19 protein-coding genes and 1 pseudogene are annotated in these 20,462 nt (G+C 51.8%); 12 read left to right on the top strand and 8 right to left on the bottom strand.

The window, feature by feature from the left end; translation table 11 throughout:
* Positions 1-13 precede the first annotated feature (13 nt).
* From ACT3R7_RS16145 to ACT3R7_RS16120, 6 genes and pseudogenes are all read right to left on the bottom strand, one after another.
* Positions 14-2,053 (bottom strand): hypothetical protein, encoded by a 2,040-nt coding sequence (locus tag ACT3R7_RS16145; RefSeq protein WP_496199298.1) that lies wholly within the window; start codon positions 2,051-2,053, stop codon positions 14-16.
* A gap of 2 nt (positions 2,054-2,055) precedes the next feature.
* A complete protein-coding gene (locus ACT3R7_RS16140) occupies positions 2,056-3,549 on the bottom strand; it encodes a site-specific integrase (protein WP_474789821.1) in 1,494 nt (497 codons plus the stop codon).
* A 72-nt stretch (positions 3,550-3,621) separates the two neighbouring features.
* Positions 3,622-3,795: pseudogene (locus tag ACT3R7_RS16135) on the bottom strand (MATE family efflux transporter); the annotation flags it as partial.
* Between the two features lie 15 nt (positions 3,796-3,810).
* Positions 3,811-4,059, bottom strand: coding sequence for a YfhL family 4Fe-4S dicluster ferredoxin (locus ACT3R7_RS16130; protein ID WP_192538496.1), 249 nt, complete (start codon positions 4,057-4,059; stop codon positions 3,811-3,813).
* An 80-nt stretch (positions 4,060-4,139) separates the two neighbouring features.
* Complete coding sequence (coaD, locus tag ACT3R7_RS16125; RefSeq protein ID WP_193091576.1) at positions 4,140-4,634, bottom strand: pantetheine-phosphate adenylyltransferase; 495 nt, start codon at positions 4,632-4,634, stop codon at positions 4,140-4,142.
* Positions 4,631-6,514, bottom strand: coding sequence for a beta-ketoacyl synthase (locus ACT3R7_RS16120; protein WP_193091605.1), 1,884 nt, complete (start codon positions 6,512-6,514; stop codon positions 4,631-4,633). The genes coaD and ACT3R7_RS16120 overlap by 4 nt, the downstream gene beginning before the upstream one ends.
* Before the next feature lie 208 nt (positions 6,515-6,722).
* Between ACT3R7_RS16120 and trmB the strand changes: the two genes are divergently transcribed.
* From trmB to ACT3R7_RS16095, 5 genes are all read left to right on the top strand, one after another.
* A complete protein-coding gene (gene trmB / locus ACT3R7_RS16115) occupies positions 6,723-7,388 on the top strand; it encodes a tRNA (guanine(46)-N(7))-methyltransferase TrmB (protein ID WP_193091604.1) in 666 nt (221 codons plus the stop codon).
* Positions 7,389-7,437: 49 nt separating this feature from the next.
* On the top strand, positions 7,438-8,910 hold the full coding sequence (gene dacB, locus ACT3R7_RS16110) for a D-alanyl-D-alanine carboxypeptidase/D-alanyl-D-alanine endopeptidase (RefSeq protein WP_441675087.1): 1,473 nt from the start codon (positions 7,438-7,440) through the stop codon (positions 8,908-8,910).
* Between the two features lie 33 nt (positions 8,911-8,943).
* Positions 8,944-9,315, top strand: coding sequence for a diacylglycerol kinase (locus ACT3R7_RS16105; RefSeq protein ID WP_192538499.1), 372 nt, complete (start codon positions 8,944-8,946; stop codon positions 9,313-9,315).
* Between the two features lie 28 nt (positions 9,316-9,343).
* Positions 9,344-12,298 carry a bifunctional [glutamate--ammonia ligase]-adenylyl-L-tyrosine phosphorylase/[glutamate--ammonia-ligase] adenylyltransferase gene (glnE, locus tag ACT3R7_RS16100; protein WP_496199297.1) on the top strand — a complete coding sequence of 985 codons (2,955 nt, stop codon included), beginning with the start codon at positions 9,344-9,346 and terminating at the stop codon, positions 12,296-12,298.
* A gap of 122 nt (positions 12,299-12,420) precedes the next feature.
* Positions 12,421-13,314 carry an AEC family transporter gene (locus ACT3R7_RS16095; RefSeq protein ID WP_193091573.1) on the top strand — a complete coding sequence of 298 codons (894 nt, stop codon included), beginning with the start codon at positions 12,421-12,423 and terminating at the stop codon, positions 13,312-13,314.
* 76 nt (positions 13,315-13,390) lie between these two features.
* On the opposite strand, the gene ACT3R7_RS16090 is transcribed toward ACT3R7_RS16095, so the two are convergent.
* On the bottom strand, positions 13,391-13,747 hold the full coding sequence (locus tag ACT3R7_RS16090) for a hypothetical protein (protein ID WP_192538502.1): 357 nt from the start codon (positions 13,745-13,747) through the stop codon (positions 13,391-13,393).
* A gap of 149 nt (positions 13,748-13,896) precedes the next feature.
* On the opposite strand from ACT3R7_RS16090, the gene ACT3R7_RS16085 reads away from it, so the two are divergent.
* The 6 genes from ACT3R7_RS16085 to ACT3R7_RS16060 all read left to right on the top strand — a co-directional run bounded on the left by ACT3R7_RS16085 (position 13,897) and on the right by ACT3R7_RS16060 (position 19,260).
* The gene (locus ACT3R7_RS16085) at positions 13,897-14,940 is read left to right on the top strand and encodes a PDC sensor domain-containing protein (protein ID WP_193091572.1); all 1,044 of its coding nucleotides are present in this window, start codon (positions 13,897-13,899) and stop codon (positions 14,938-14,940) included.
* A 255-nt stretch (positions 14,941-15,195) separates the two neighbouring features.
* Entirely contained in the window at positions 15,196-16,821 is a 1,626-nt protein-coding gene (locus ACT3R7_RS16080; protein WP_193091571.1) for a BCCT family transporter, read from the top strand.
* A gap of 43 nt (positions 16,822-16,864) precedes the next feature.
* Positions 16,865-17,029 carry a hypothetical protein gene (locus ACT3R7_RS16075; RefSeq protein ID WP_192538545.1) on the top strand — a complete coding sequence of 55 codons (165 nt, stop codon included), beginning with the start codon at positions 16,865-16,867 and terminating at the stop codon, positions 17,027-17,029.
* A gap of 93 nt (positions 17,030-17,122) precedes the next feature.
* A complete protein-coding gene (locus tag ACT3R7_RS16070) occupies positions 17,123-18,469 on the top strand; it encodes an MFS transporter (protein ID WP_192538505.1) in 1,347 nt (448 codons plus the stop codon).
* A gap of 29 nt (positions 18,470-18,498) precedes the next feature.
* On the top strand, positions 18,499-19,008 hold the full coding sequence (locus tag ACT3R7_RS16065) for a retropepsin-like aspartic protease family protein (protein ID WP_192538506.1): 510 nt from the start codon (positions 18,499-18,501) through the stop codon (positions 19,006-19,008).
* A gap of 72 nt (positions 19,009-19,080) precedes the next feature.
* Complete coding sequence (locus ACT3R7_RS16060; protein WP_192538507.1) at positions 19,081-19,260, top strand: PLDc N-terminal domain-containing protein; 180 nt, start codon at positions 19,081-19,083, stop codon at positions 19,258-19,260.
* An 86-nt stretch (positions 19,261-19,346) separates the two neighbouring features.
* On the opposite strand, the gene ACT3R7_RS16055 is transcribed toward ACT3R7_RS16060, so the two are convergent.
* Positions 19,347-19,475, bottom strand: a complete 129-nt coding sequence (locus tag ACT3R7_RS16055; RefSeq protein ID WP_018918827.1) for a hypothetical protein — start codon at positions 19,473-19,475, stop codon at positions 19,347-19,349.
* Positions 19,476-19,701: 226 nt separating this feature from the next.
* Here ACT3R7_RS16055 and ACT3R7_RS16050 point away from each other — a divergent pair, with 226 nt between their 5' ends.
* Positions 19,702-20,460, top strand: a complete 759-nt coding sequence (locus ACT3R7_RS16050; protein ID WP_318782763.1) for a winged helix-turn-helix domain-containing protein — start codon at positions 19,702-19,704, stop codon at positions 20,458-20,460.
* Positions 20,461-20,462 lie beyond the last annotated feature (2 nt).

Raw genomic sequence — 20,462 nt, 5'->3', positions numbered from 1 at the left:
CTAGGTAGCCAGTTCATTCGATCTCTCCGTTACCTTCTATACCAGCATGTTCTAGTGCTGCGATTTTTAAAGACCAGTAAGGATGTAGATTTCCCCATTCCACCTGTTTTTTCGCTTCTTCATAAAGCGCACGATTCTCAGAGCTCTTAGTGGAAAAAATAGCCAGCAAGTCGTCAATTCTTCTTATCATAGGTTCAAACTTAATCATGTGTTCGTCTATGTTGAGTGACTTTGACTTGCTATGGAGAGGGAGCCATTGACGGATTGATAACAGCATTACGAGTTCGTCTAATGAGCGCTCAAGCCCATAGTGGGCGCAGAAAAAGCAGGTCAGCATGGCCGAACAACGTGGCTCTGGGGTAGCTTCAGTAAAGCCATCATGGCGGCGAGGGCCTTCACCATTGGACAGGCATCTTCCTGTCGTTCCTTGGTGCCCTTCATCCGTTTCTGCTTCTCTGATTCCTACGGGTTCGTTCCTGTATAAATTGATTGTTGTGGCAAGGTTCTTGAAGTAATCATTTAGTTCAGTGATTGCTATTCGATTTTCCACTGCTATGTAATGCTTACGTGAGGTTTCAATGGTGTGTTGGTGTTGATTTGCAGAATGCTCTATATCACCCGTTTCCATGAGGTGGATGTTGATAGAGTAGTCGCGCCATTGCTTTGCTGTGACGCGCATTAAATCTGAGTTCCAAAATACGTTTGGATTTGAAATGAAACTAGATGTAACTGTGTCCATTTCACCGTTGGGCTGAAAGTATCGAGGCCCTTTTAAACCAGTTATATCGCCAATGATGTGCCTGCAAAGCTCAATGTATTTTTTCCAATGCTGTAACATCTTTGGATTCATTCTGACGCTGTATTCACCGCCTTTTCGATCCTTGAAAGAAATTATTCTGTACTTGCCTTCTCTCGATAGGTGAGTTGGCTGAATAAGTGGCATCTTGTTTAGGACGGCTAGATTCGCTCCAGTGTCCCCTAAAAGAATATGGGTGAAATGGTAAGTGGCGGCGTTAAATACACGCTGGAGGAAACTATCGGGGAAGAACATTCCATTCACCATTTCTTTGTAGGTCAGGTAAAGGGTTTTGTACTTTCCAGTATAAGTAGCGGTGCCTGAGTGTGATGTTATGAGCCCATCAGCTCGAAGCGCTGGAAGAATTTCCGTATCCCAATCAAGTAGTCTACCGTTCTGGTCATACAGACGGCTGTACCTGTCGCTATGGCCGTTCCCTCCTCCTCTTGTGTTCAGTTTTTCGTTTAGCCCGTGAAGATTGAATATCATGTGACTCAGATAAATTTGCTTTTGTATTGGAGGGTCTACTTGAGGCTCTAAAACAAAAGGATATGACCTGTCAGCTAGTAGATGGTCGGCGGTCTGAGTGAATACGTAGCGATGAGCATGAAAAGCTTCAAGTGCTTTCTTGGTGTCATCAACCACCTTAAATTGTTGCTCGCCCTTGGCTTGTACGATTTTGATTGCCCAGCTTCCAACAGTTTCTTTGCCTATAGTTCCCAAGCAGGCGGCAATAGCTTCTTTGGCGGCGTTCTGCTTATAAAATGCCGTATTTTTCCTTATTTTGAGAGAGTTTTCTTCGGTATTCGGGAGTGATACGCGATTCCAGAGCATTTCGCTGTAGGCGATATATGCGGATTTCAGAGAGTCGGTGGAGGAGGTGTCAACAGTCTCAGTCAGTTCAAAGTCAATAAAGTCAAAGAATGTGACTATTTCAGCTGCATTATTATAGGTGAGGTCATTATCGAAGAACCTTTCGGTTAGTGTAATGATCAAACCCTGTCGCTCTGGAAGGAACCTAGAATCGCTCTCAATAAAGAAGCTAGGGACAGATGATCTTTTGCCACCATTGATCAATTTACTTTTCTTTCGGGCTGGATATAGGAGTCGTCCTATGTAGATGCTCTTATGTCTTTTCTCAGTTGTTGGCCAGCACAGGCGAATCCTACCTATATCAGAGATACGAAGAGATGCAGGAAGAAAATCTGGGTCGGTATCGATAGTAGATGGAAATACATCTATAAATTTATCGATCATGCTTACTCCGTATCCCAAGGGAAGTCTTGATTGTATAGAGCGTTTTCAACCGCCCTGTTTTTGTTACGTCTATCTCTAACAAACTCATCAAAGTCCAAGTATCTCTGTGTCGATGACTCTGATCGATGGCCCAATATAGACATAACTTCAAGAATGATGTCTGTTGGGGTCATGTTTGTTACCCTGGCTTTTCTGACAAACTCCATTCCTTTTGTTGCTCGGAGATCATGGAATCTAAAACCCATCCAGTTAGAGTCTTTGTGTTCCTTTATCCAAGGTATTAGTCGCTGATTGTCGAAGTCGTTGATTGAATTGCCTATAAAGTTGCCAACTCTTCCTCTGTCCTTGAGAACCAGTGTGTGTGAAAGGTCGGGGTTTTGTGCATCGGCTCGATGTCGTTGAGCAACGTAGAAAGGGTTTCCGTTCTTAGTTAGGAAGCAATAGTTCTGATCAGATTCTCCATAGAAGCTGATGGCACGCCTTTCCTTATAGATAGGAGAGCGCACGATCCAGTTGTAAACAGCCTTCACAAGTCCAAATGGAATTCGTAAGACGTAATTCACATTATTTTTCGTGTCTATTCCTGTGCCTGGACCTACTTTTACTCGTGCTTCTGCTGATCCTTGATAGGCGATGTAAGCCTCTTTTATGGAATCTACGGTGAGAGTGCAGATGGTTTGCTTCCTGGCCCCACTGTAGAGTCCAAGCCAATGTATGAGTTGCATTTGCCTGTCGCCTAGTGTCTCAAGTCCCTCTAGCACCCAATCTTTTTCTTTGGTTGATAGGGGTCTAACTTTACCGTCTTCTCCTCCAATTGTTTCGCTGTCATTCTCTTTTAGCATCGACTCAGTGATATGAATGTCCGTATAGACAATTTGGTGCGCCGTTCCTCTAGGGGTAAATCTTTTGGCTTGTTTGATCCTGTAGAAATGCCCTTCAATCTTTGGCATGTCAGGTGGCTGTAAGTTATATTGATTCAGGAACATATAGAACTGAGCAACTTCAGCTGCTTTGCCTTTAACTACGGATAGAGCGTTAGTGTTATCCAAGTACAAGGACTGCAAATATCGCTTGTACTGGTAGGTAACACGTTGTCGTGGTCTCAAGCCTTTCGGGGCATAAAAGACATGGTATGGTCTTTCCAAGGATTGGCTATCTTCTAGCCATTGAAGATAGTGGAGAAGGTGTTTCGCCTTCCTCTTAATGGTAGAGATGCTCTTGGCGTTATAGTCTGCGTTATTGTTCCACCACCAATATAAGTAGAGGTTGCCTAGATCCCAAGGAGTGCCGTCAGATTGGTAGATTACTGGAAAATCCTCCAGCATTAGATCGGGGGTTGATTCAAACCTCTTAGACTGGGGATTCCAATCCAGATTGTAGTTACCCCACTCAATATAGAATTCATTTGAGTCTGATGATTTTATCAGTCTTCCCTCAACTCTATAAAAGCGTTTTATATCTACTATCTTTGCTTTCGAATTTAGCTGAAATGCCATAACAATACTCCACTAATGTCAATATTCTACTCAGCATTAGTGTGAGTGTCCATACTGTTTACATTAGTGTGTGCGTAGAAAGCCAAAGCCCCAATATAGAAAGCTGAATAGGGTAGCGCCTAGCGTCACGGCGGCCAGATAGCGTGAGTCGGGCAGGTGCCCGACCACAGCAGTATCGACCAGCCCGAGAAGCGGAACGGTAATATTGGAAAGGATAATTGGCCAGGCGATGGCCCATATACGCACGCGAGACGACAAACGTTAAGCAGCAGTAATAATGCGGTACTTTTCCAAAAGCTGCTGCTGCGTTTCAGAGCGCGCGGGGTCAAGCGGAATACAGTCTACCGGGCAAACCTGCTGGCACTGGGGTTCGTCAAAGTGGCCAACGCACTCGGTGCACAAGTTTGGGTCGATGATGTAAATCTCCTCGCCGGGAGAGATCGCATCGTTCGGGCACTCGGGCTCGCAGACGTCGCAATTAATGCATTCATCGGTGATCATCAGGGCCATGGGCATACCTCGCGAATGGCTGGCACACCCAGGCGTCGCTAAACGCTATACCCGAGTGTTTTACTCAACAATGTTGGTGGTTACGTATTGTAGTGCTTACGCAATACTTCTGCGACCTGGGAAGGAACTAACGGTGAAATATCGCCGCCCAGCTTGGCGATTTCACGCACAATGGTGGAAGAGATATACGAGTTTTCCACCGCCGGAGTGAGAAATACGCTTTCAAGCTCGGGGTTTTGCGCCCGGTTCATATTGGCAAGCTGTAGCTCATACTCAAAGTCGGACACCGCACGCAGGCCACGCAGCATGATGGTTGCGCCCTGTTCATGCATAAAGCGGGTCAGCAGATTGGAAAAGCCCACGACTTCAACATTGCCAAGCGTGGCGCAGGTAGCGTTGACCAGAGCAATCCGAGTGTCAAGATCGAGACTGGGTCGTTTGCCAGGGCTTGCCGCCACGGCAATGATTATCTTATCGAACATCCTGGCGCCACGTTCGATAAGGTCGAAGTGACCGTTGGTGATCGGGTCGAAGGTGCCTGGATAAACGGCAATGTTAAAGCGCTGCTCGCTCATTCCGAATCCTCTTCGTCAATTCGGCCAAAAGGATTATCGCTTGCCAGCGATACCGCTTGAGCATAGCCCGGGATGTGAATACGGTCCGCGTGAATATCCAGTTCGGGGCCTTCGAGCACCGCTTCGCCAAATTGATAACGTGGCGCGTAATGGCCGGCATCCGCCTGGTCAAGATACGCGGCCGCTTGGGCGCGCACGGTCTCGCGGCGCTCCTTCCAGGCGCTAATCGCGGCGGCGCCATGACGCTGAAGCAGCAAGCGCTCGGTAACGCCGGGGGAAAGCACAACGCCGGTTGCGTTATTACCGCCAAAGCCTTTGGCGTTAATAAAGGCGGCATCCGCTTTAAAGGCTATGGGCGTTTGGGAGAAGCGTAGCCGCTCGGCATACACGTCGTCGGCCACCTCATCCAGAGTGGGAATACCGGGCAGTAACCCGTGGGCGAAGCTGCCCAACGCGCTCACCAGTTGATCACCCCCCGCTGACCCCTGAGAGTGGCCGATAAATGACTTAATCGCTACTACCGGCCACTCGCTAATACCGTTGGCGCGGGCGATTTCATGCAGCACATGGGATTCAGTCGTACGGTTTTTAGGGGTGCTCGTGCCATGTGCGTGCATGAAACTGCGCTCTTGCAGCGCTTTTTCGCCCAGCATATTGCGCACCAGTGCTGCGGCCTTGCCCAGCGTGATGTAGTTGCCGATGCCCGGCGCTGAAATAGAGCGCTTGAAGCCATCGGCATTCACGAATACTTCCGGCACTGCTCCGAGAATGTCTGCGCCTACTTCAAGCGCCAGCGCATCATCCATCAACAGAACAAACTGGCTGGCTTCACCCATGGTAAAGCCGCAGTTGCGCGCAAAGGGTCGACTGGCGCGCTGATAGTCAGCGTCGGTCAGCAGTTCAAGCGCATCCAGAGCTTTTAAACTCGCATCGTCAGCCAAGGCGCCCATGGCGCGGAAGCCTTCAATGATTTCAGGCGTAATCGGAGCGTCGGCCGTGCCCACCATCACCACTTTACGCCGTCCTGCACGAATATCTTCGATACCCAAACGCAGGTTGTATAGAAAGCTTGCGCAGGCACCTAGTACGGCGCCGGTGCCGCCAACGCTACCCAATACATAGGCATTCAAAAAGTCGGCGGGCATCTGCCCGTAACCTAGCGGCATTTGCTTGGAGGTGGCACGCTGACCGCTCACCAGACTCTTCATCAAGCCGCCCCAGCCAGCATCGTCCAATTGACCGATGGAGTTGCCTGCATAAACGGCAATATGGTCTGGATTCAGCGTTTGGCGCAGCGTTTCCCAGGAGAAACCGCTGGCCCCTAGGCAGTCGCTGGCGCCAAAAATGGCCATCGACAGCCCGCGTGGGTGGTGCACGCTACGATAAAGACTGGCGGGGTCAAAGCCGCTAGGCAACTGAGCTGCAGCGTGCACTTTGGGCGTCTGGGCGTCAGGTAGCAGCGTTTCAAGCACGCCTGCCGGCACGATGACTTCTACTTCACGGGCACTCAGATCCCGGACCTGCCAGGTTTCCGGTAGGTTTTCCGGCAACTGGCGGCGGCGCAGTGTAAAGCGCAACGGCTCGGCTAGCTGAAGACTGGCTTGACGATTTGCGGGCAGCCCAGGCGCGAGGAATTTGGGGTCCTCGTTACGGCGAATCAGCGTGTGGTTCAACACCTGTTCGCGCAGCGACTGGGCAGGCGAGTCTATGGGCTGTCCTACACGGTCGTGCCACCCTTTTTCAGAGTGCTCGACAAGCTGCATCAGGGCTGCAAGGCCCTCAAGCGTCTGGCGCTGCTGGTCAGCGGGAAGGGCATCAAGCACGGTGCGGCGGAAGGCCTGATGGCCCGAGCTTCTGCCGGCGGGATTGATGCCGCCCATGCCGACAATCACCGGTAAGTGTGACAAGCCGGGTTCCTCGTGGTGCGGTGGTTTTAAATAACAATTATTGTCAATAACAGGGTAAATCTTACGCTGTCACTGAGCTTAATAAATATCTCGGGCGTGATCATAGCACCGGGTGACTAACGCCGTCATGCTGCAAGCGCCGGAGACTGATAGAATCGCCTCTTTTCAAGCCGAGGATGGCATGCAGTACACTTCTCGATCCGTTACCACTAATCAGCCAGGCCCTCATCATGATTTAGCACGCCAGGTGGACCGGGCGTTGGCTCATCCGTTGCGCAAGCCTATTGCTGATCATACTCAGCAGGCATTTGAGCAGGCTAATCACTGGTACCAGGCTTGTAATGCTCCACTCATCCTTGATTCAGGCTGTGGCGTTGGGGTTTCGACAAGAAAGCTTGCCTTGCAGTTCCCTGACTGCGCAGTAATAGGAATCGATCGCAGTGAAGATCGCCTGGGGCGTGATCACGGCGCACTGCCGGATAACGCGCTGCTGGTACGCGCGGATCTGGTTGATTTCTGGAGGTTGGCAAAGCAGGCGCATTGGGCGCCGGAGCGCCACTATTTGCTGTATCCCAACCCTTACCCCAAGGCGGCCCACTTAAAGATGCGCTGGCATGGGCATCCGGTTTTACCCACACTGTTGGCGCTAGGCGGGTGCCTTGAGCTGCGCTCTAACTGGCAGCTTTATGTCGAGGAGTTCGCTTTGGCGGTCGCGCAAGTTACCGGACGACAGGCCGAGGTGGGCGTATGGACGCCTGACGGTGAATACTTAACCCCGTTTGAAGCCAAGTACGATCAAAGCGGGCAAACGCTCTGGCGGTTGCAGGTCGAGCTGGAGCGGAAGTAATCATGCTGCACGTGTTTTCCAAAATGAATGTACATTGAGGCAGGTAAAAGTGACGTACTTCTTTAAAGCAGCAGCGCGCCAATGGCGTTGTTCATTAATCGCCAGCGTGGCCGCCGCCACTTTCGCGGTCAGCACTTCGGCATTGGCCGATTTTAGCCGGTTGAGCCAGTTACAGGAAAAAGGCTTTTCAATTAGTGCCGAGGCGCGTCTGCTGGATACCAATATGCCCGCCCTTTTGGGCAGCATTAATCCTGAGCGCCAAATGTCCCCGGCGTCGGTCACTAAAGCTTATATGGCTGCAGCGTTGTTAAACCGCTTTGGCCCGCAGCATCGCTTTACCAGCCAACTGGTCAGCAGCGGCATCATCGATAACGGCATTCTGCGTGGGGATCTGGAATTTGACGGCGGCGGTGACCCGGGGCTAACCACGGAAAACCTCTGGCGCCTGGTACAGCGCTTACAGATGGCGGGGGTCAATGAAGTCGACGGTGCGCTGGTAGTAAGCCAGTGGCGCTTTGGCCCGGTTAACTGCATTACCAATGACCGCTGCAATGCGCTTTCCCGGGTAACCAATGCTTACAGCGCGCCGCTAACCTCGGCAGGGGTTAATTTTGGTAGCTGGTGCGTCAACGTAGCGCCTTCTTCTATTTCAGGGGAGCCGGCACGCACGGCGCTTTGCGATAGCCAACTGCCGCTTATTGATATCGATAACCAGGTGATTACCCGCCCTGCCAATAGCGGGACTGAAATCAGCGCCGTGCGCGTGACCGATGAGCGTGGCGATGTAATGCGTTTGACCGGGCAGATTTCGACCAATGCGAGGGCCCAGGATGTTTATCGGGGCGCGGGCGATGCCGCTGAAGAGACCGCGCAGATACTTTTAGGCATGCTCAATCAGGCGGGTATCCACGTAAGAGACCCATGGCGTGTTACGTCAACACAGCCTTTGAGCAGCGCGGCACGCCTAGCCGCCGTGGATAGCCAGCCGTTACAAGAGCTTCTGCTGCGCACCATGAACTATTCCAATAACTACATGGCCGATGTGCTGGCTTTAAACCTGGTGGAAACTCCTCAGGCCCAGCTGCGTCAGGCAGGTTCAGCCATTGAGGCCTATGCCCAGCAATTGCCGGGGCACGGGCCGTTAACGCTGTATAGCGGCAGCGGGTTGACCACCGAAAACCGTACCTCGGCTCACGGGGTTAACGTCATGCTGGAGGATATGTATCGGCAAAGTTCGCTATTTCCAAGCTTTGTGGCTGCGTTTCAATCGCCCGCGAACGGCGTGATGCGGTTTATTCGCCGCGGCTCCTCCACGTTTCAAAATAACGTGATGCTGAAAACCGGTACGTTGAACCAGCCCTTTGCGGTACGCGCCGCGGCAGGCTACTTTCGTACGGCGTCGGGGCGGTGGGGCGTGTTTAGCGTATTTGTGAACGGTAACAGTAATACACCTTATATAAGCTGGTCTGAAGTGCTTGATCCGTTATCAGTCGATTTAGATACGATGATTTTGGCTAATTAATTTCCGCTACGCTTAAAAGGTGAGGCAACCTGCATGAAACCAGGGCATACCGGTTTAACCCATTTGGTGCACTCAACGCGTTACTCGTGGAAAGGTTTAAAAGCCGCGTTTCGAAACGAAGCCGCCTTTCGCCAGGAGGTCGGCATTGCTGCGGTGATGCTACCGTTTGCCTGGTGGATCAGTAATGATTCGATCAGCTGGCTTTTGTTGGTCGGCAGCCTGTTTTTAGTACTGATTGTCGAGCTTTTGAATAGTGCGATCGAAAACGTCGTCGATCGCATCGGTACGGAGCATCATGAGCTTTCCGGACGCGCAAAGGATATCGGTTCGGCAGCCGTGATGCTGTCGCTGATCATCGCCGGGTTTACCTGGGGGCTCTTGGGCTGGCAAAAATTCTTCGGCTAGCGTTTCAGCGCTTGGCAGTGAGGTGGTTATGCAACTAAACGATAAGTTTTTACCTTTGGAAAACCTGCCTGAAACACTTCAGCACGTGGCACAAAGGGCGGGCCAGCGGCTTAATGATGCGCTTAGTCAAGCTGACAATGTTGCCTCCATGACCAAGCAGCCACTGCCCTCAGCGCGTTGGGAGGAGCTATCTCCGTCGCGTCGTGAGGCGCTGGCAAAAGTGCTGAGCGTATCCACCTTTGCGCTGGATACGCTTACGCGCTACCCCCAGTGGCTAGATGAGCTCGACGCGACCGGCGAACTTGAGGCCGCCCCGACCCGCGGTGACCAGCAGCAGTGGCTGCAAAGTGCCCTGGAAAGCGCTGAAGATGAAGCGGCGCTGCAGCGCGCATTACGCCGTTTTAGGCGCGCCCGCATGTTGGGAATCGTGTGGCGGGACTTGAACCGTCCTGATGGTTACACCATGTGGGACACCGCACAGGCGGTTTCCCAGCTCGCCGAAATTTGTCTGGAGGCGGCACTAGGCTGGCTTGAAGCGTTTTACGCCCCTCGTTGGGGATTGCCCGCTGCGCGTGCCGATGGCGCGCCCCAACGCTTAGTCGTGCTGGGTATGGGCAAACTGGGCGCGGGCGAGCTGAATCTCTCGTCCGATATCGACCTGATTTTTGCGTTTCCGGAAAAAGGCGACACGCAGGGCGGGCGTAAGCCGCTAGAGCATCAGGAGTATTTCACCAAGCTGGGGCAAAAGCTGATTGCCGCCCTGGACGCGATGACGGCCGATGGCTTCGTATTTCGGGTGGATATGCGCTTACGCCCGCTCGGCGATGGTGGCCCATTGGTGGGCAGCTTTGCCATGCTTTCAAGCTATTACCAGGATCAGGGGCGCGAGTGGGAACGCTACGCCATGCTCAAGGCCCGCCCGGTAGCCGGCGATATAGACGCAGGCTTTGGGCTATTGGCAAGCCTGCGCCCGTTTGTGTATCGGCGCTACCTTGATTTTGGCGCTATTGAGTCGCTACGTGAGTTAAAAGCCATGATTAACCGCGAAGTGAAGCGCAAGGGCATGCAGAGCAATATCAAACTCGGCCCTGGCGGTATTCGCGAAGTGGAGTTCGTGGTTCAGGCATTCCAGCTGATTCGTGGCGGTCGTGATACCGAACTACAGGTGACCTCATTACACACGGCCTTAACGCGCCTGCCGGAACTGGGCCTGCTGCCTCAGGCGGTAGTCGATGAGCTGCTGCCTGACTACGCTTTTCTGCGTGATATCGAGCATGTAATCCAGGCCCTTGAAGATCGTCAGACGCAAATGCTGCCTACCGATGAGTCTGATCAGGCCCGTGTCGCCTTTGCTATGGGCTATGCCAGCTGGGCGCAACTGATCGAGCAGATTGATAAGGTACGTGAGCGCGTGCGCCAGCATTTTGATGCGGTGATCGCCGACCCCGAAGAAAATGCTCAGGACGCCAACGACGATAGCCACCAGACACCAGCGCAATGGCGGTTAATCTGGCGCAATGAGCTGGAGCAGGATGAGGCCGTTGCCTATTTAAGCGGTGTGGGGTTTATCGAGCCGGAGAGGGTGCTTAAGCGTCTGCAGAGTTTATACCAATCGCGTCAGGTGCAAAGTATGCAGCGGATCGGTTTTGAGCGCCTTGATGCGCTTATGCCGCTTCTGCTGGCGGCCGTGGCTGAAAACGATACGCCGGATACCGCGCTTTCTCGCGTGCAGCCACTGATTGAATCAGTACTACGACGTACCGCTTATCTGGCGCTGCTGCGTGAAAACCCCCACGCGCTTGAGCATTTGATGCACCTGTGCGCGGCAAGCCCCTGGATTGCCACACAGCTGGCTCGCTATCCTATTCTGCTCGATGAACTTTTAACCCCTGAAACCCTGTATACCCCCGCCGATAAAACGCGCTTAGCCGATGAGCTGCGCCAAACGCTCAATCGGCTGCCCGAAGACGATGAGGAGGCGCAGTTAGAGGCACTACGTGTGTTTAAACATGCCCAAATGCTGCATGTTGCCGCCTCAGATGTTGCCGGCACGCGTCATCTAATGAAAGTAAGCGATTACTTAACCTATATCGCAGAAGTAATCCTGGACGCCGTGTTGGTGATGGCCTGGAAGCACGTGACTCGTAAACACGGCGTACCGGAGGGATTAGACCTCAACGAGCCGGCTTTTTTAGTGATCGGGTACGGTAAACTAGGTGGGATTGAGCTTGGGTATGGCTCTGATCTGGATCTGGTTTTTCTCCATGACAGCGATGGTAAAGGTTCCACAGACGGCCCACGCCCCATTGAAACGCCGCTGTTTTTCACCCGGCTGGGCCAGCGAATTATTCATCTGCTAACCGCCGTAACGCCAGCGGGTAGCCTGTATGAAGTGGATATGCGTTTACGCCCCTCGGGCAATGCGGGGTTATTGGTGACTTCGCTTGATGCCTTCGCCGATTATCAGCAGCAGAATGCCTGGACCTGGGAGCATCAGGCATTGGTGCGCGCACGGGTAGTTGCCGGTAGCAGTTTGCTCGCCAAGCGGTTTGATCAGGTGCGCGGCGATATATTGAGCCGTAAACGTGAAATCCACGCCTTACGCGAGGATGTTGTCAAGATGCGCCATAAGATGCGCGACCACCTTAGCAGTAAAGCCCAAAGCCGCGGTTTTAATCTCAAGCACGACGCGGGCGGCATGGTCGATATTGAGTTTCTTTGCCAATACACGGTGTTAGCACTTGCTAACCAAACGCCTGCGCTGCTGACCTACAGCGATAATATTCGCATTTTAGAAACGTTGGCTGAAAGTGAACACTTACCCTTACAGGAAGCCGAGCAGTTAAAAGACGCCTATCTGGCCTATCGCAGCCGTACCCACCGCGCGGCCCTTACCGGTGAAAAAGCGATTGGCAAGGCCGACGATTTTAAAGAGCATCGCACGGCAGTCAACGCGTTATGGCAGCGCTTTCTGGAGCCTTAGCATTACGCATAGCCAGTAACGAGATCAATAACGGCGTGATCAATACGGAGTACGTAATAACAGCATGATCAATAAAAACAATGAGGCAGGGCAATGCACAGGCGTGGATTAAGGTGGCGCGCATGACAGCGCATATTCTAGCGACACTGCTACCGGTGTTTTTGATTTCAGGCTGTGGGGCAGCTTACGGGCGCTTTCGGACACCCGATATTCGCAGCCTGAATACTCTGAATATGGAGCTGTTCGTTCCACTGTTAGTGTTTGCGGTGTTGGCAGACCGCCAGGCGCCGCTTGCCGATTACGCATGGCTTGCTTTCGCCGCTGCCGCCGTTGTATTGGGGTCGGGGCTGATACTTTGGCCGTTGGCGGCTTGGCTAAAGTTGGATATAAAAACCTTTTTGCCACCCATGATGTTCAATAACACGGGCAATATGGGGGTGCCGTTACTGGTACTGGCCTTTGGTGAGGCGGCTTTACCTGCGGCGGTGGTGATCTTTATCGTGGAAATGGTGCTGCACTTTTCGGTAGGCCTTTACATGATAAATCCGCGCACCTCGATGTGGCATATTCTGCGTATGCCGATTGTGGCGGCTAGTCTGGCTGGGCTTTTAATCAATATGAGCGGCGTGCCGCTGCCGGGGTGGCTACTGGAAGCCATGCATATGCTGGGCGGGGTAAGCATTCCTTTAATGCTGTTTGCCCTGGGCGTGCGGCTACTTGAAGTTGACTTTAGCGATTGGCGAACGGGGCTGCTGGGGGCGGCACTGTGCCCGCTTTCAGGATTGATCATTGCCCTGCCATTAATGTGGTTATTGCCCCTGGATCCTCTACAAACTGCGGTACTGCTGGTTTTTTCTGCGTTACCGCCGGCGGTATTGAATTACCTGGTCGCCGAGCAGTTTAAGCTTGCGCCGCAGAAAGTCGCCTCGCTGGTGTTGATTGGTAACTTGGGTAGCCTGATCGTAATGCCGCTCATTTTAGCGGCTGCGTTTACATGGGTGTATGCGCCGCTTTAAAAGCGGCGCATCAGTCATGTAAGTAACAGACAGGTAATGTAAAAATAGCAGGCTAAAACACTAAAAATACGCAGCCTTAATCGCGGGGTGCTTGCTCTTTTACTTCAAAACTACCTTCTAAGGCATCCTGCGGGCCTTGGCGTGATTGAGGTTCGGCATAACCCCCGCCAATATCCTGCGCTTGATCTGCACGCATCTGCTCCATGCGCTTTTTCATTTTGTGGCGTACAAACGGCATCATGGCCCAGCCAATCAAAAGGAAAAACAGGCCGAACACTACGCCAACCACCATCAATACACCAAATGCCAGCCACGTTAAAAGTAGCTTCAAGCTGCCCATCAGCCCGGTAGGTTGTGACTGTGCAGCGCGGGCGCGCCACTGGTGGGCAGCCTGCCAGGCGGTATTGCGTTGGTCGCGATTCATCTGTGGCATAAAAGCCTCCATCGTCGTTTGTCCCTATTGGAACACAGTTATTGGAACGTCGTTAACCAGTCAAGTTCACTGAGAGCTGGCGCATATCTTGCTTTGTAACTATTGGGGAAGTTGGGTTGCCCTTGAAACGCCTAACAAAAGGAACGCTCATGCAAGATAACAACGTCTTAAAAATTGCTTACGATATCGCCACCATTACGCGGGAAAAGATCGGCATGATCGAAAAAATCATGCAGCAAACCGAAATACTAGCCTTGAATGCGCGTATTGAGGCGGCACGGGCGGGAAGCAGTGGTGCCGCATTTTCAGTAGTGGCGCAGGAAATGGGGCGCGTATCCGGGGGCATTAATGAAATCGCCCGCGATTTTCGGCAGCAGGTGGAACAACACACTGAAAGTATCGAAACCGCAGGCACTACTATGGTGAATGAGTTTCGTGGACAGCGATTCACCGATATCGCGCTGAATGCCGTCGAGATTATTGATCGTAATTTATTTGAGCGTTCATGTGACGTGCGCTGGTGGGCAACGGACAGCGCGGTGGTTGAAGCCGTTGAGACGCCCACGACAGTGTGCTGTGACTACGCAAGCGTGCGTCTGGCCACTATTTTGCGCTCGTACACGGTCTATCTTGACTTATGGGTCGCCGATGCAGAGGGGAATATCATCACTAATGGCCGACCTGATCATTATCCGGGTGTTAAAGGCAAGAATGTGGCAGATACCGCTTGGTTCAAGCGAGCTATAAAAACTACTGACGGTGACGCTTTTGTAGTGAGTGATGTAGAACGAAACTCTTTACTGGGTGGTGCATCGGTCGCCACGTATGCCACGGCCATAAGGAAGGGAGGCCAAAGTAACGGCGCTGTGACCGGTGTCTTAGGAATTTTCTTCGACTGGGCGCCCCAGGCAAAAGCAGTGGTCGAGGGCGTGGGCTTGACGCAAGAAGAGCGTGCATTGAGCCGCATCATGCTCTTAGATTCAAATTATCGGATTATCGCGGATACTCAGCAAGATACAGTGGGCAACCACTATCCGTTACAGCGCAACAATGAAGTACGCGGTTACTATCAGGATGAGGGCCGTTTGATCAGCTTTTCTGAAACGCCAGGGTATGAAACCTATCGCGGATTAGGCTGGTTGGGGGTTGTCGAATATCGCCTTGAGGATGCTCAAGCACAGCGCAGCGCTTAGCACTAAAATGGTACGCAAGTGCTCGCGCGCGAGTACGCTGTCACCGTTTTGGTGCAGCGGATGCGCAGGGCCGCTCTCATGTATGTCTAGGCAGGTATGGTTTACGCCCTACACGGTTTAAGCCACCTGCATAGCCAAACGCCATTAAGCATTGGCATCTTAAATAAACGAAAGCTGTACATAAGTGTTGTTAAGCCGATAGGGTTATACAAGTATGTGTTCAATTTAAGATATAAGGCTTCAAAGGGAGAGGGTATGGCAAATCATGGAGGAAAGTCGGTGTTTATTGCATCGACAGTGATCATTTTCGGCTTGGTAGTGGTAGGGGCCACTTTTCCAGAAGGTTTCGCAAGTGTTGCTGAAGCGGCATTAAGTACGATCACACGACTGTTTGGCTGGTTTTATCTGTTCTCGGTTTTTGGCTTTGTAGTATTTTTATTTGGCTTGGCGTTCAGCAAATATGGAAAAGTTCGCTTAGGCCCTCAAGAGAGCACGCCAAACTATAGTTTCTTTTCATGGATCAGCATGTTGCTGGCCGCTGGATTTGGCGTGGGACTAGTGTTTTATGGCATGGCTGAGCCCATGACGCACTATATAGAGCCGCCTTACGGCGATGTGACCGCTGAAACGCAAGCGGCAGCACGCTACGCGATTCAATACAGCTATTTTAACTGGGGCATTCACCAGTGGGCCGCGTTTTCAGTCGTTGGCTTAATCATCGCTTACTTTCAGTTTCGTAAAGGCCAGGCGGGGCTTGTATCGTCGGTGCTTTCATCAGTAACGGCAAAAAAGCCTCGGTTACGCCCTTATGCCGCGTGGCTGGATGTCTTCGCCGTGGTCGCCACCGTCATGGGGGTGGCAACCTCGCTAGGTCTTGGGGTATTACAAATGAATGGCGGTTTGAATGCCGTCTTTGGCCTGCCTGAAAACGGGTTTTGGCAATTTATTATTTTATTTGTGATGTTCTGTGCGTATATGGCATCGACCTGGTCAGGGCTTGATAAAGGCATTAAGCGCCTTTCAAATCTAAACATGGCGCTATGTATTGGATTGATGCTCTATGTGCTGGTGACCGGCCCTACGATTGCCATTCTGGAAACCATTACTTTAGGCATTGGCGATTATCTGCAGAATTTCATCGGTATGAGCCTGCGTATTTCGCCCTACAGTGAAAATGAGTGGGCGAGTAGCTGGACGATTTTCTATTGGGCCTGGGTAATTGCCTGGTCACCGTTTGTCGGCACATTCATTGCTCGTGTATCACGTGGACGCACCATTAAAGAGTATGTGTTCGGCGTACTGTTAGTGCCGCCGCTGCTGGCCTGCCTGTGGATTGGAGTGTTTGGTGGCGCGGCGCTTAACATGGAGCTTAATGGAGATGATATTGGGTTGGCGGCTGCTACTCAGGACAATATTACGGTAGCGCTATTTGCGATGTTTGACCTGATGCCATTTTCCGGCGTGCTGTCTGTGGTTGCCATGATGCTTATCTTCATTTTTCTGGTGACATCGGCGGACTCGGCCTCGTATATCGTGGCGCAAATGACCGATAATGGCTCGATTAATCCTCCGCTTTATAAGCGCATTATCTGGGGTGTATTGATCGCCGCTATTTGCTTAACACTGATTGTGGCAGGCGGCCTTTCAGGGCTTCAATCGGCGGCGGTACTTTCGGCACTACCGTTTACCTTTATTCTGTATATGATGGTTATTGTGCTGGTGCGTGAGCTGCGTGCTGATCGTAAGGCCATGCTGACGCAGCTTTATCGTCGTCACGGCGAAACGCCCGTAGGTGCTGATGCCTTTGAGGCTGAGCAGATGGGTGAAGAGGAGCGGCTACGCCGTGCTCCTAACGTTATTAATCGGCGCATTAATAGTTAGATGAACGTAATTAGGCCTTCAGGAGCAGACACATGGAGCGAGGATGCTGATGGCTCGGCAAGGACGGCACGGCGCTACGCGGCGCCAGTCCAAGAAGGTCTCGGTTGACCGTTGGTTAGACCGCTGGCTGGATCGGGTAGTAACGGTCGCTGTGGTAACGGCGTTGGTGATCGGTTTATCTGCCGTGTTGGCACATTGGCTTTTGTAGGCCAACCTGTTGTAACGCTGAAGAAAGCGCCCGGCTATATACGCCGGGCGTTTGCTTTCGTCGTCTCTTTTTGACCTCTTAAGAGAACTCCTCATGGTGCTAAATAAGCCTGTTAAGGGCGATGCTTCTTATGCCTCACGCCGCGAAATTTTCGGTTGGGCGATGTTTGATTTTGCGAACCAGGCGTACACCCTGCTGATTATTACGGTCGTGTTTGGCGAGCTGTTTACCACCGTGATCGTAGGTGACCGGGGCGATGGGTTTCGGCTGGCCAATTTTCTATGGAGTCTGGCGCTTGCGATCAGCTATCTGATGGTAGTGGTAACAGCCCCGCTATGTGGGGCGGTGATGGATTACCGGGCTGAAAAAAAGCGCTTTTTACTGTTTAGCTATTTGGCTACGGTAGCCACTACCGCAATGCTCTACTTTGTGGAGCCGGGCTATGTGGTGATGGGACTTATCCTGATAGTGCTCTCCAACTACGCTTACTCCATGGGTGAATCCTTTATTGCCGCTTTTTTACCCGAGCTTGGCCCACCTGAAAAGCTGGGTAAAATTTCAGGGTTTGGCTGGTCGCTTGGGTATATTGGCGGGCTGTTTGCGGCAGGTTTTACCTTGGTGGTGTTAGGTGAGGCAACGGCAGATAACTTTGAGCGCATACGCTGGGTCGGCCCCTTTGCCGCAGGCTTTTTTCTGATTACCGCTATCCCCACGTTTTTATGGCTAAAAGAGCGCGGTACACCGCAGCCTTCGGGCGTTGCGTATTGGCGCATTGCACACCAACGCGTCCGCTCCACCATGCGAGAATTGCGCTATTTTAAAGACTTAACGGTGTTTTTGATCTCGCTGCTGTTCTCTATGGCGGGGGTATACATCATTATTGCTTTTGCGTTTATTTATGGTGCCCAGGTAATCGGTTGGGATGAAAATATACGTAATATCATGTTTATCATCGTTCAGGTAACGGCAGCCGCAGGGGCATTAGGATTTGGCTGGCTTCAAGATCGTTTAGGCGCCAAGCATACTTATCAAATGACGCTGGGGCTGTGGGTGGTGGCGATTATTGCTATTTGGGCAACGCCTGAAATTACCGCCTGGTTAAATGCGCGCTTTGGCTGGCAGTGGCAAGCCCAGCACGTGTTTCTGGCCGTGGGCTGTTTGGCGGGTCTTAGCCTGGGTTCCAGCCAATCGGCGAGCCGGGCCTTGGTGGGCGTGTTTTCACCACTTGAAAAATCGGCCGAGTTTTTTGGTTTCTGGGGGCTGGCTAATAAATTAGCGGGCGTTTTGGGGATCGTGATGCTGGGGGTGCTGCAAACTATTATTGGCCTGCAGGCGTCTATTCTTTTATGTGTTGGCCTGTTTGTTATAGCGATGCTGATTTGTGCGAAGGTTAACGAGCGCCGAGGGCGTGACGCCGCTATCGCTTGGGAAAACGCTTAAACGTCGAAACGAAAGCGAGGGGGCTGCTCATGCAAACAAGACAGCGTGGCGGCATCGTGATGATGCTGCTTTTCTGGGTACTGTTAATCGGGTTGGGGACGTGGTGGCTTGATGGGGGGATGGAGCAAATACTCAACCCTAATGCGCATATTGCGCAGACCTTGTCTGAGGGTGGCCCCGTTACCTTAAAGCGTAACCGCTCCGGGCATTTTGAAGCGCCTGGCGAGATTAACGGTGAGCCGGTGACCTTTTTACTCGATACTGGCGCAACCTATGTAGCCGTTTCAGATGAATTGGCGGCGCAGTTAGGACTTAACCGGGGGCGCACGGCTTGGTTCAATACCGCCAATGGTCGAGTACAGGGGAATCTTACACAGTTGGATGAAGTCATGCTGGGTGGGATCAAGATCAGCAATGTGCCGGGTTCTATTAGCCCGGGGATGGAACACGATACGGTGCTGTTGGGGATGAGCTTTTTGCACCTTTTGAATATTGAAATACGTAGCGGTGAGATGGTCTTGAGTCTGCCCGATTCGTAACCGATGCTTGTGTATATGGCGTTGATGTGCTTAGCTAAAAGCTCATGGACGCCAACAGGCTAAGGAGTTGCTATGGGTATCGAAGTCGGTGGATTATTAGGGTTAATTTGGCTCATTATTTTGGTTTGGGCCATTGTCAAAGTCGCCAAAAGTTCCGCAAGTGGATTGGCAAAATTGCTGTGGATTTTGGGGCTGCTGGTCTTTCCTCTGGTAGGCTTGATTGTATGGCTATTGTTTGGGCCCAAAGGTTAGCGGCATTAAGCTTTGTTACACGGTAATTTACATTAAAAAAGGCAGGCCTTGCGCCTGCCTTTTTTATTAAAATGCAATTTTGAACGCTATTTTTCCCGACTTGGGGGTGCTTTATAGTGACCGGGGATTTTTAGTTTTTCCCCGTTGGGCAAGTCACGCACCTGGGTTGGGACATAAACACGCTTGATAACGCTTTTCGCTTTGTCGTCGGTCATTGCTCACTCCTCCTGTCAGGCTGTCGACAGTTTGTTTTGTTACATTAGTCCTCCGTGTTGGAAGAATCAAGCGAGGCAAAGAGCGACTGAGCATAACTAATAGCATGTAACGTTAAGGGCGGGTGCTTCCTGGGTTTTAAGGTATTCTATAAGTAGATGACGGTCGCCAATGCGATAGCGGGTAAGCGAATGGATTATAAACTGCCTAAGCGGAGTGATGGATAAGATGGTAAACCACTTAGAAGAGCAATTTCAGGCGCTTGGGTCACAAGAAACCGTAATGCCTGAATATCCTGATCAGGATCATATTCTGATCATTGAAGATGACAAGCGTTTGGCAGAACTCACTCGGGATTATCTGGAAGCTAATGGCTTTCAGGTTACTCTAGAGGCCGATGGGGCGAAGGGAATGGACCGCATTCTTACCCTACAGCCCGATTTGGTCATTTTGGATCTGATGCTGCCGGGTGAGGATGGCTTGTCGATTTGTCGTCGTGTGCGACCAAATTTTGCAGGCCCCATCATGATGCTGACGGCGCGCACCGATGACCTTGATCAGATTCTCGGATTAGAAATGGGGGCTGACGACTATGTGCCCAAGCCCGTACAGCCACGCGTACTGCTTGCCCGCATGCGCGCGTTGCTGCGCCGCGCAGATGGCCCAGCGCCCAATGGTGAAATGCGCCTACGCTTTGATAATCTGGAGATTGACAATGCGACGCGTGAAGCGTGGCTGGGCGGTGAGCGTATTGACCTGACCAGCGCTGAATTTGATCTTCTGTGGCTGTTAGCGCGTAATGCAGGCCGGGTATTAACCCGCGAAGAGATATTTAACGATTTACGCGGTATTAAATACGATGGGCAGGACCGTTCTATTGATGTGCGTGTATCGCGTATCCGGCCTAAAGTGGGCGATGACCCTAACCAGCCACACCGCATAAAAACGGTACGCAGCAAAGGCTATCTTTTTGTGAAGGATAGCTAATA

The organism is Halomonas sp. AOP43-A1-21 (genome assembly GCF_052376775.1).
Taxonomy (GTDB): Bacteria; Pseudomonadota; Gammaproteobacteria; order Pseudomonadales; family Halomonadaceae; genus Vreelandella; species Vreelandella colorata.
The sequence above is the reverse complement of the archived record's forward strand: the minus strand, read 5'-3'. Positions and strand labels throughout refer to the sequence as shown.

Bases quoted from the DNA above. Each gene is read 5' to 3' on its own strand.
- ACT3R7_RS16090 (WP_192538502.1), bottom strand. From the start codon at position 13,747: ATGCCACAGATGAATCGCGACCAACGCAATACCGCCTGGCAGGCTGCC.
- ACT3R7_RS16140 (WP_474789821.1), bottom strand. From the start codon at position 3,549: ATGGCATTTCAGCTAAATTCGAAAGCAAAGATAGTAGATATAAAACGC.
- ACT3R7_RS16055 (WP_018918827.1), bottom strand. From the start codon at position 19,475: ATGACCGACGACAAAGCGAAAAGCGTTATCAAGCGTGTTTATGTCCCA.
- ACT3R7_RS16070 (WP_192538505.1), top strand. From the start codon at position 17,123: ATGGTGCTAAATAAGCCTGTTAAGGGCGATGCTTCTTATGCCTCACGC.
- ACT3R7_RS16060 (WP_192538507.1), top strand. From the start codon at position 19,081: ATGGGTATCGAAGTCGGTGGATTATTAGGGTTAATTTGGCTCATTATT.
- ACT3R7_RS16050 (WP_318782763.1), top strand. From the start codon at position 19,702: ATGGTAAACCACTTAGAAGAGCAATTTCAGGCGCTTGGGTCACAAGAA.
- coaD (WP_193091576.1), bottom strand. From the start codon at position 4,634: ATGAGCGAGCAGCGCTTTAACATTGCCGTTTATCCAGGCACCTTCGAC.
- ACT3R7_RS16105 (WP_192538499.1), top strand. From the start codon at position 8,944: ATGAAACCAGGGCATACCGGTTTAACCCATTTGGTGCACTCAACGCGT.
- glnE (WP_496199297.1), top strand. From the start codon at position 9,344: ATGCAACTAAACGATAAGTTTTTACCTTTGGAAAACCTGCCTGAAACA.
- ACT3R7_RS16145 (WP_496199298.1), bottom strand. From the start codon at position 2,053: ATGATCGATAAATTTATAGATGTATTTCCATCTACTATCGATACCGAC.
- ACT3R7_RS16120 (WP_193091605.1), bottom strand. From the start codon at position 6,514: ATGGGCGGCATCAATCCCGCCGGCAGAAGCTCGGGCCATCAGGCCTTC.
- ACT3R7_RS16075 (WP_192538545.1), top strand. From the start codon at position 16,865: ATGCTGATGGCTCGGCAAGGACGGCACGGCGCTACGCGGCGCCAGTCC.
- ACT3R7_RS16095 (WP_193091573.1), top strand. From the start codon at position 12,421: ATGACAGCGCATATTCTAGCGACACTGCTACCGGTGTTTTTGATTTCA.
- ACT3R7_RS16130 (WP_192538496.1), bottom strand. From the start codon at position 4,059: ATGGCCCTGATGATCACCGATGAATGCATTAATTGCGACGTCTGCGAG.
- ACT3R7_RS16065 (WP_192538506.1), top strand. From the start codon at position 18,499: ATGCAAACAAGACAGCGTGGCGGCATCGTGATGATGCTGCTTTTCTGG.
- trmB (WP_193091604.1), top strand. From the start codon at position 6,723: ATGCAGTACACTTCTCGATCCGTTACCACTAATCAGCCAGGCCCTCAT.
- ACT3R7_RS16080 (WP_193091571.1), top strand. From the start codon at position 15,196: ATGGCAAATCATGGAGGAAAGTCGGTGTTTATTGCATCGACAGTGATC.
- ACT3R7_RS16085 (WP_193091572.1), top strand. From the start codon at position 13,897: ATGCAAGATAACAACGTCTTAAAAATTGCTTACGATATCGCCACCATT.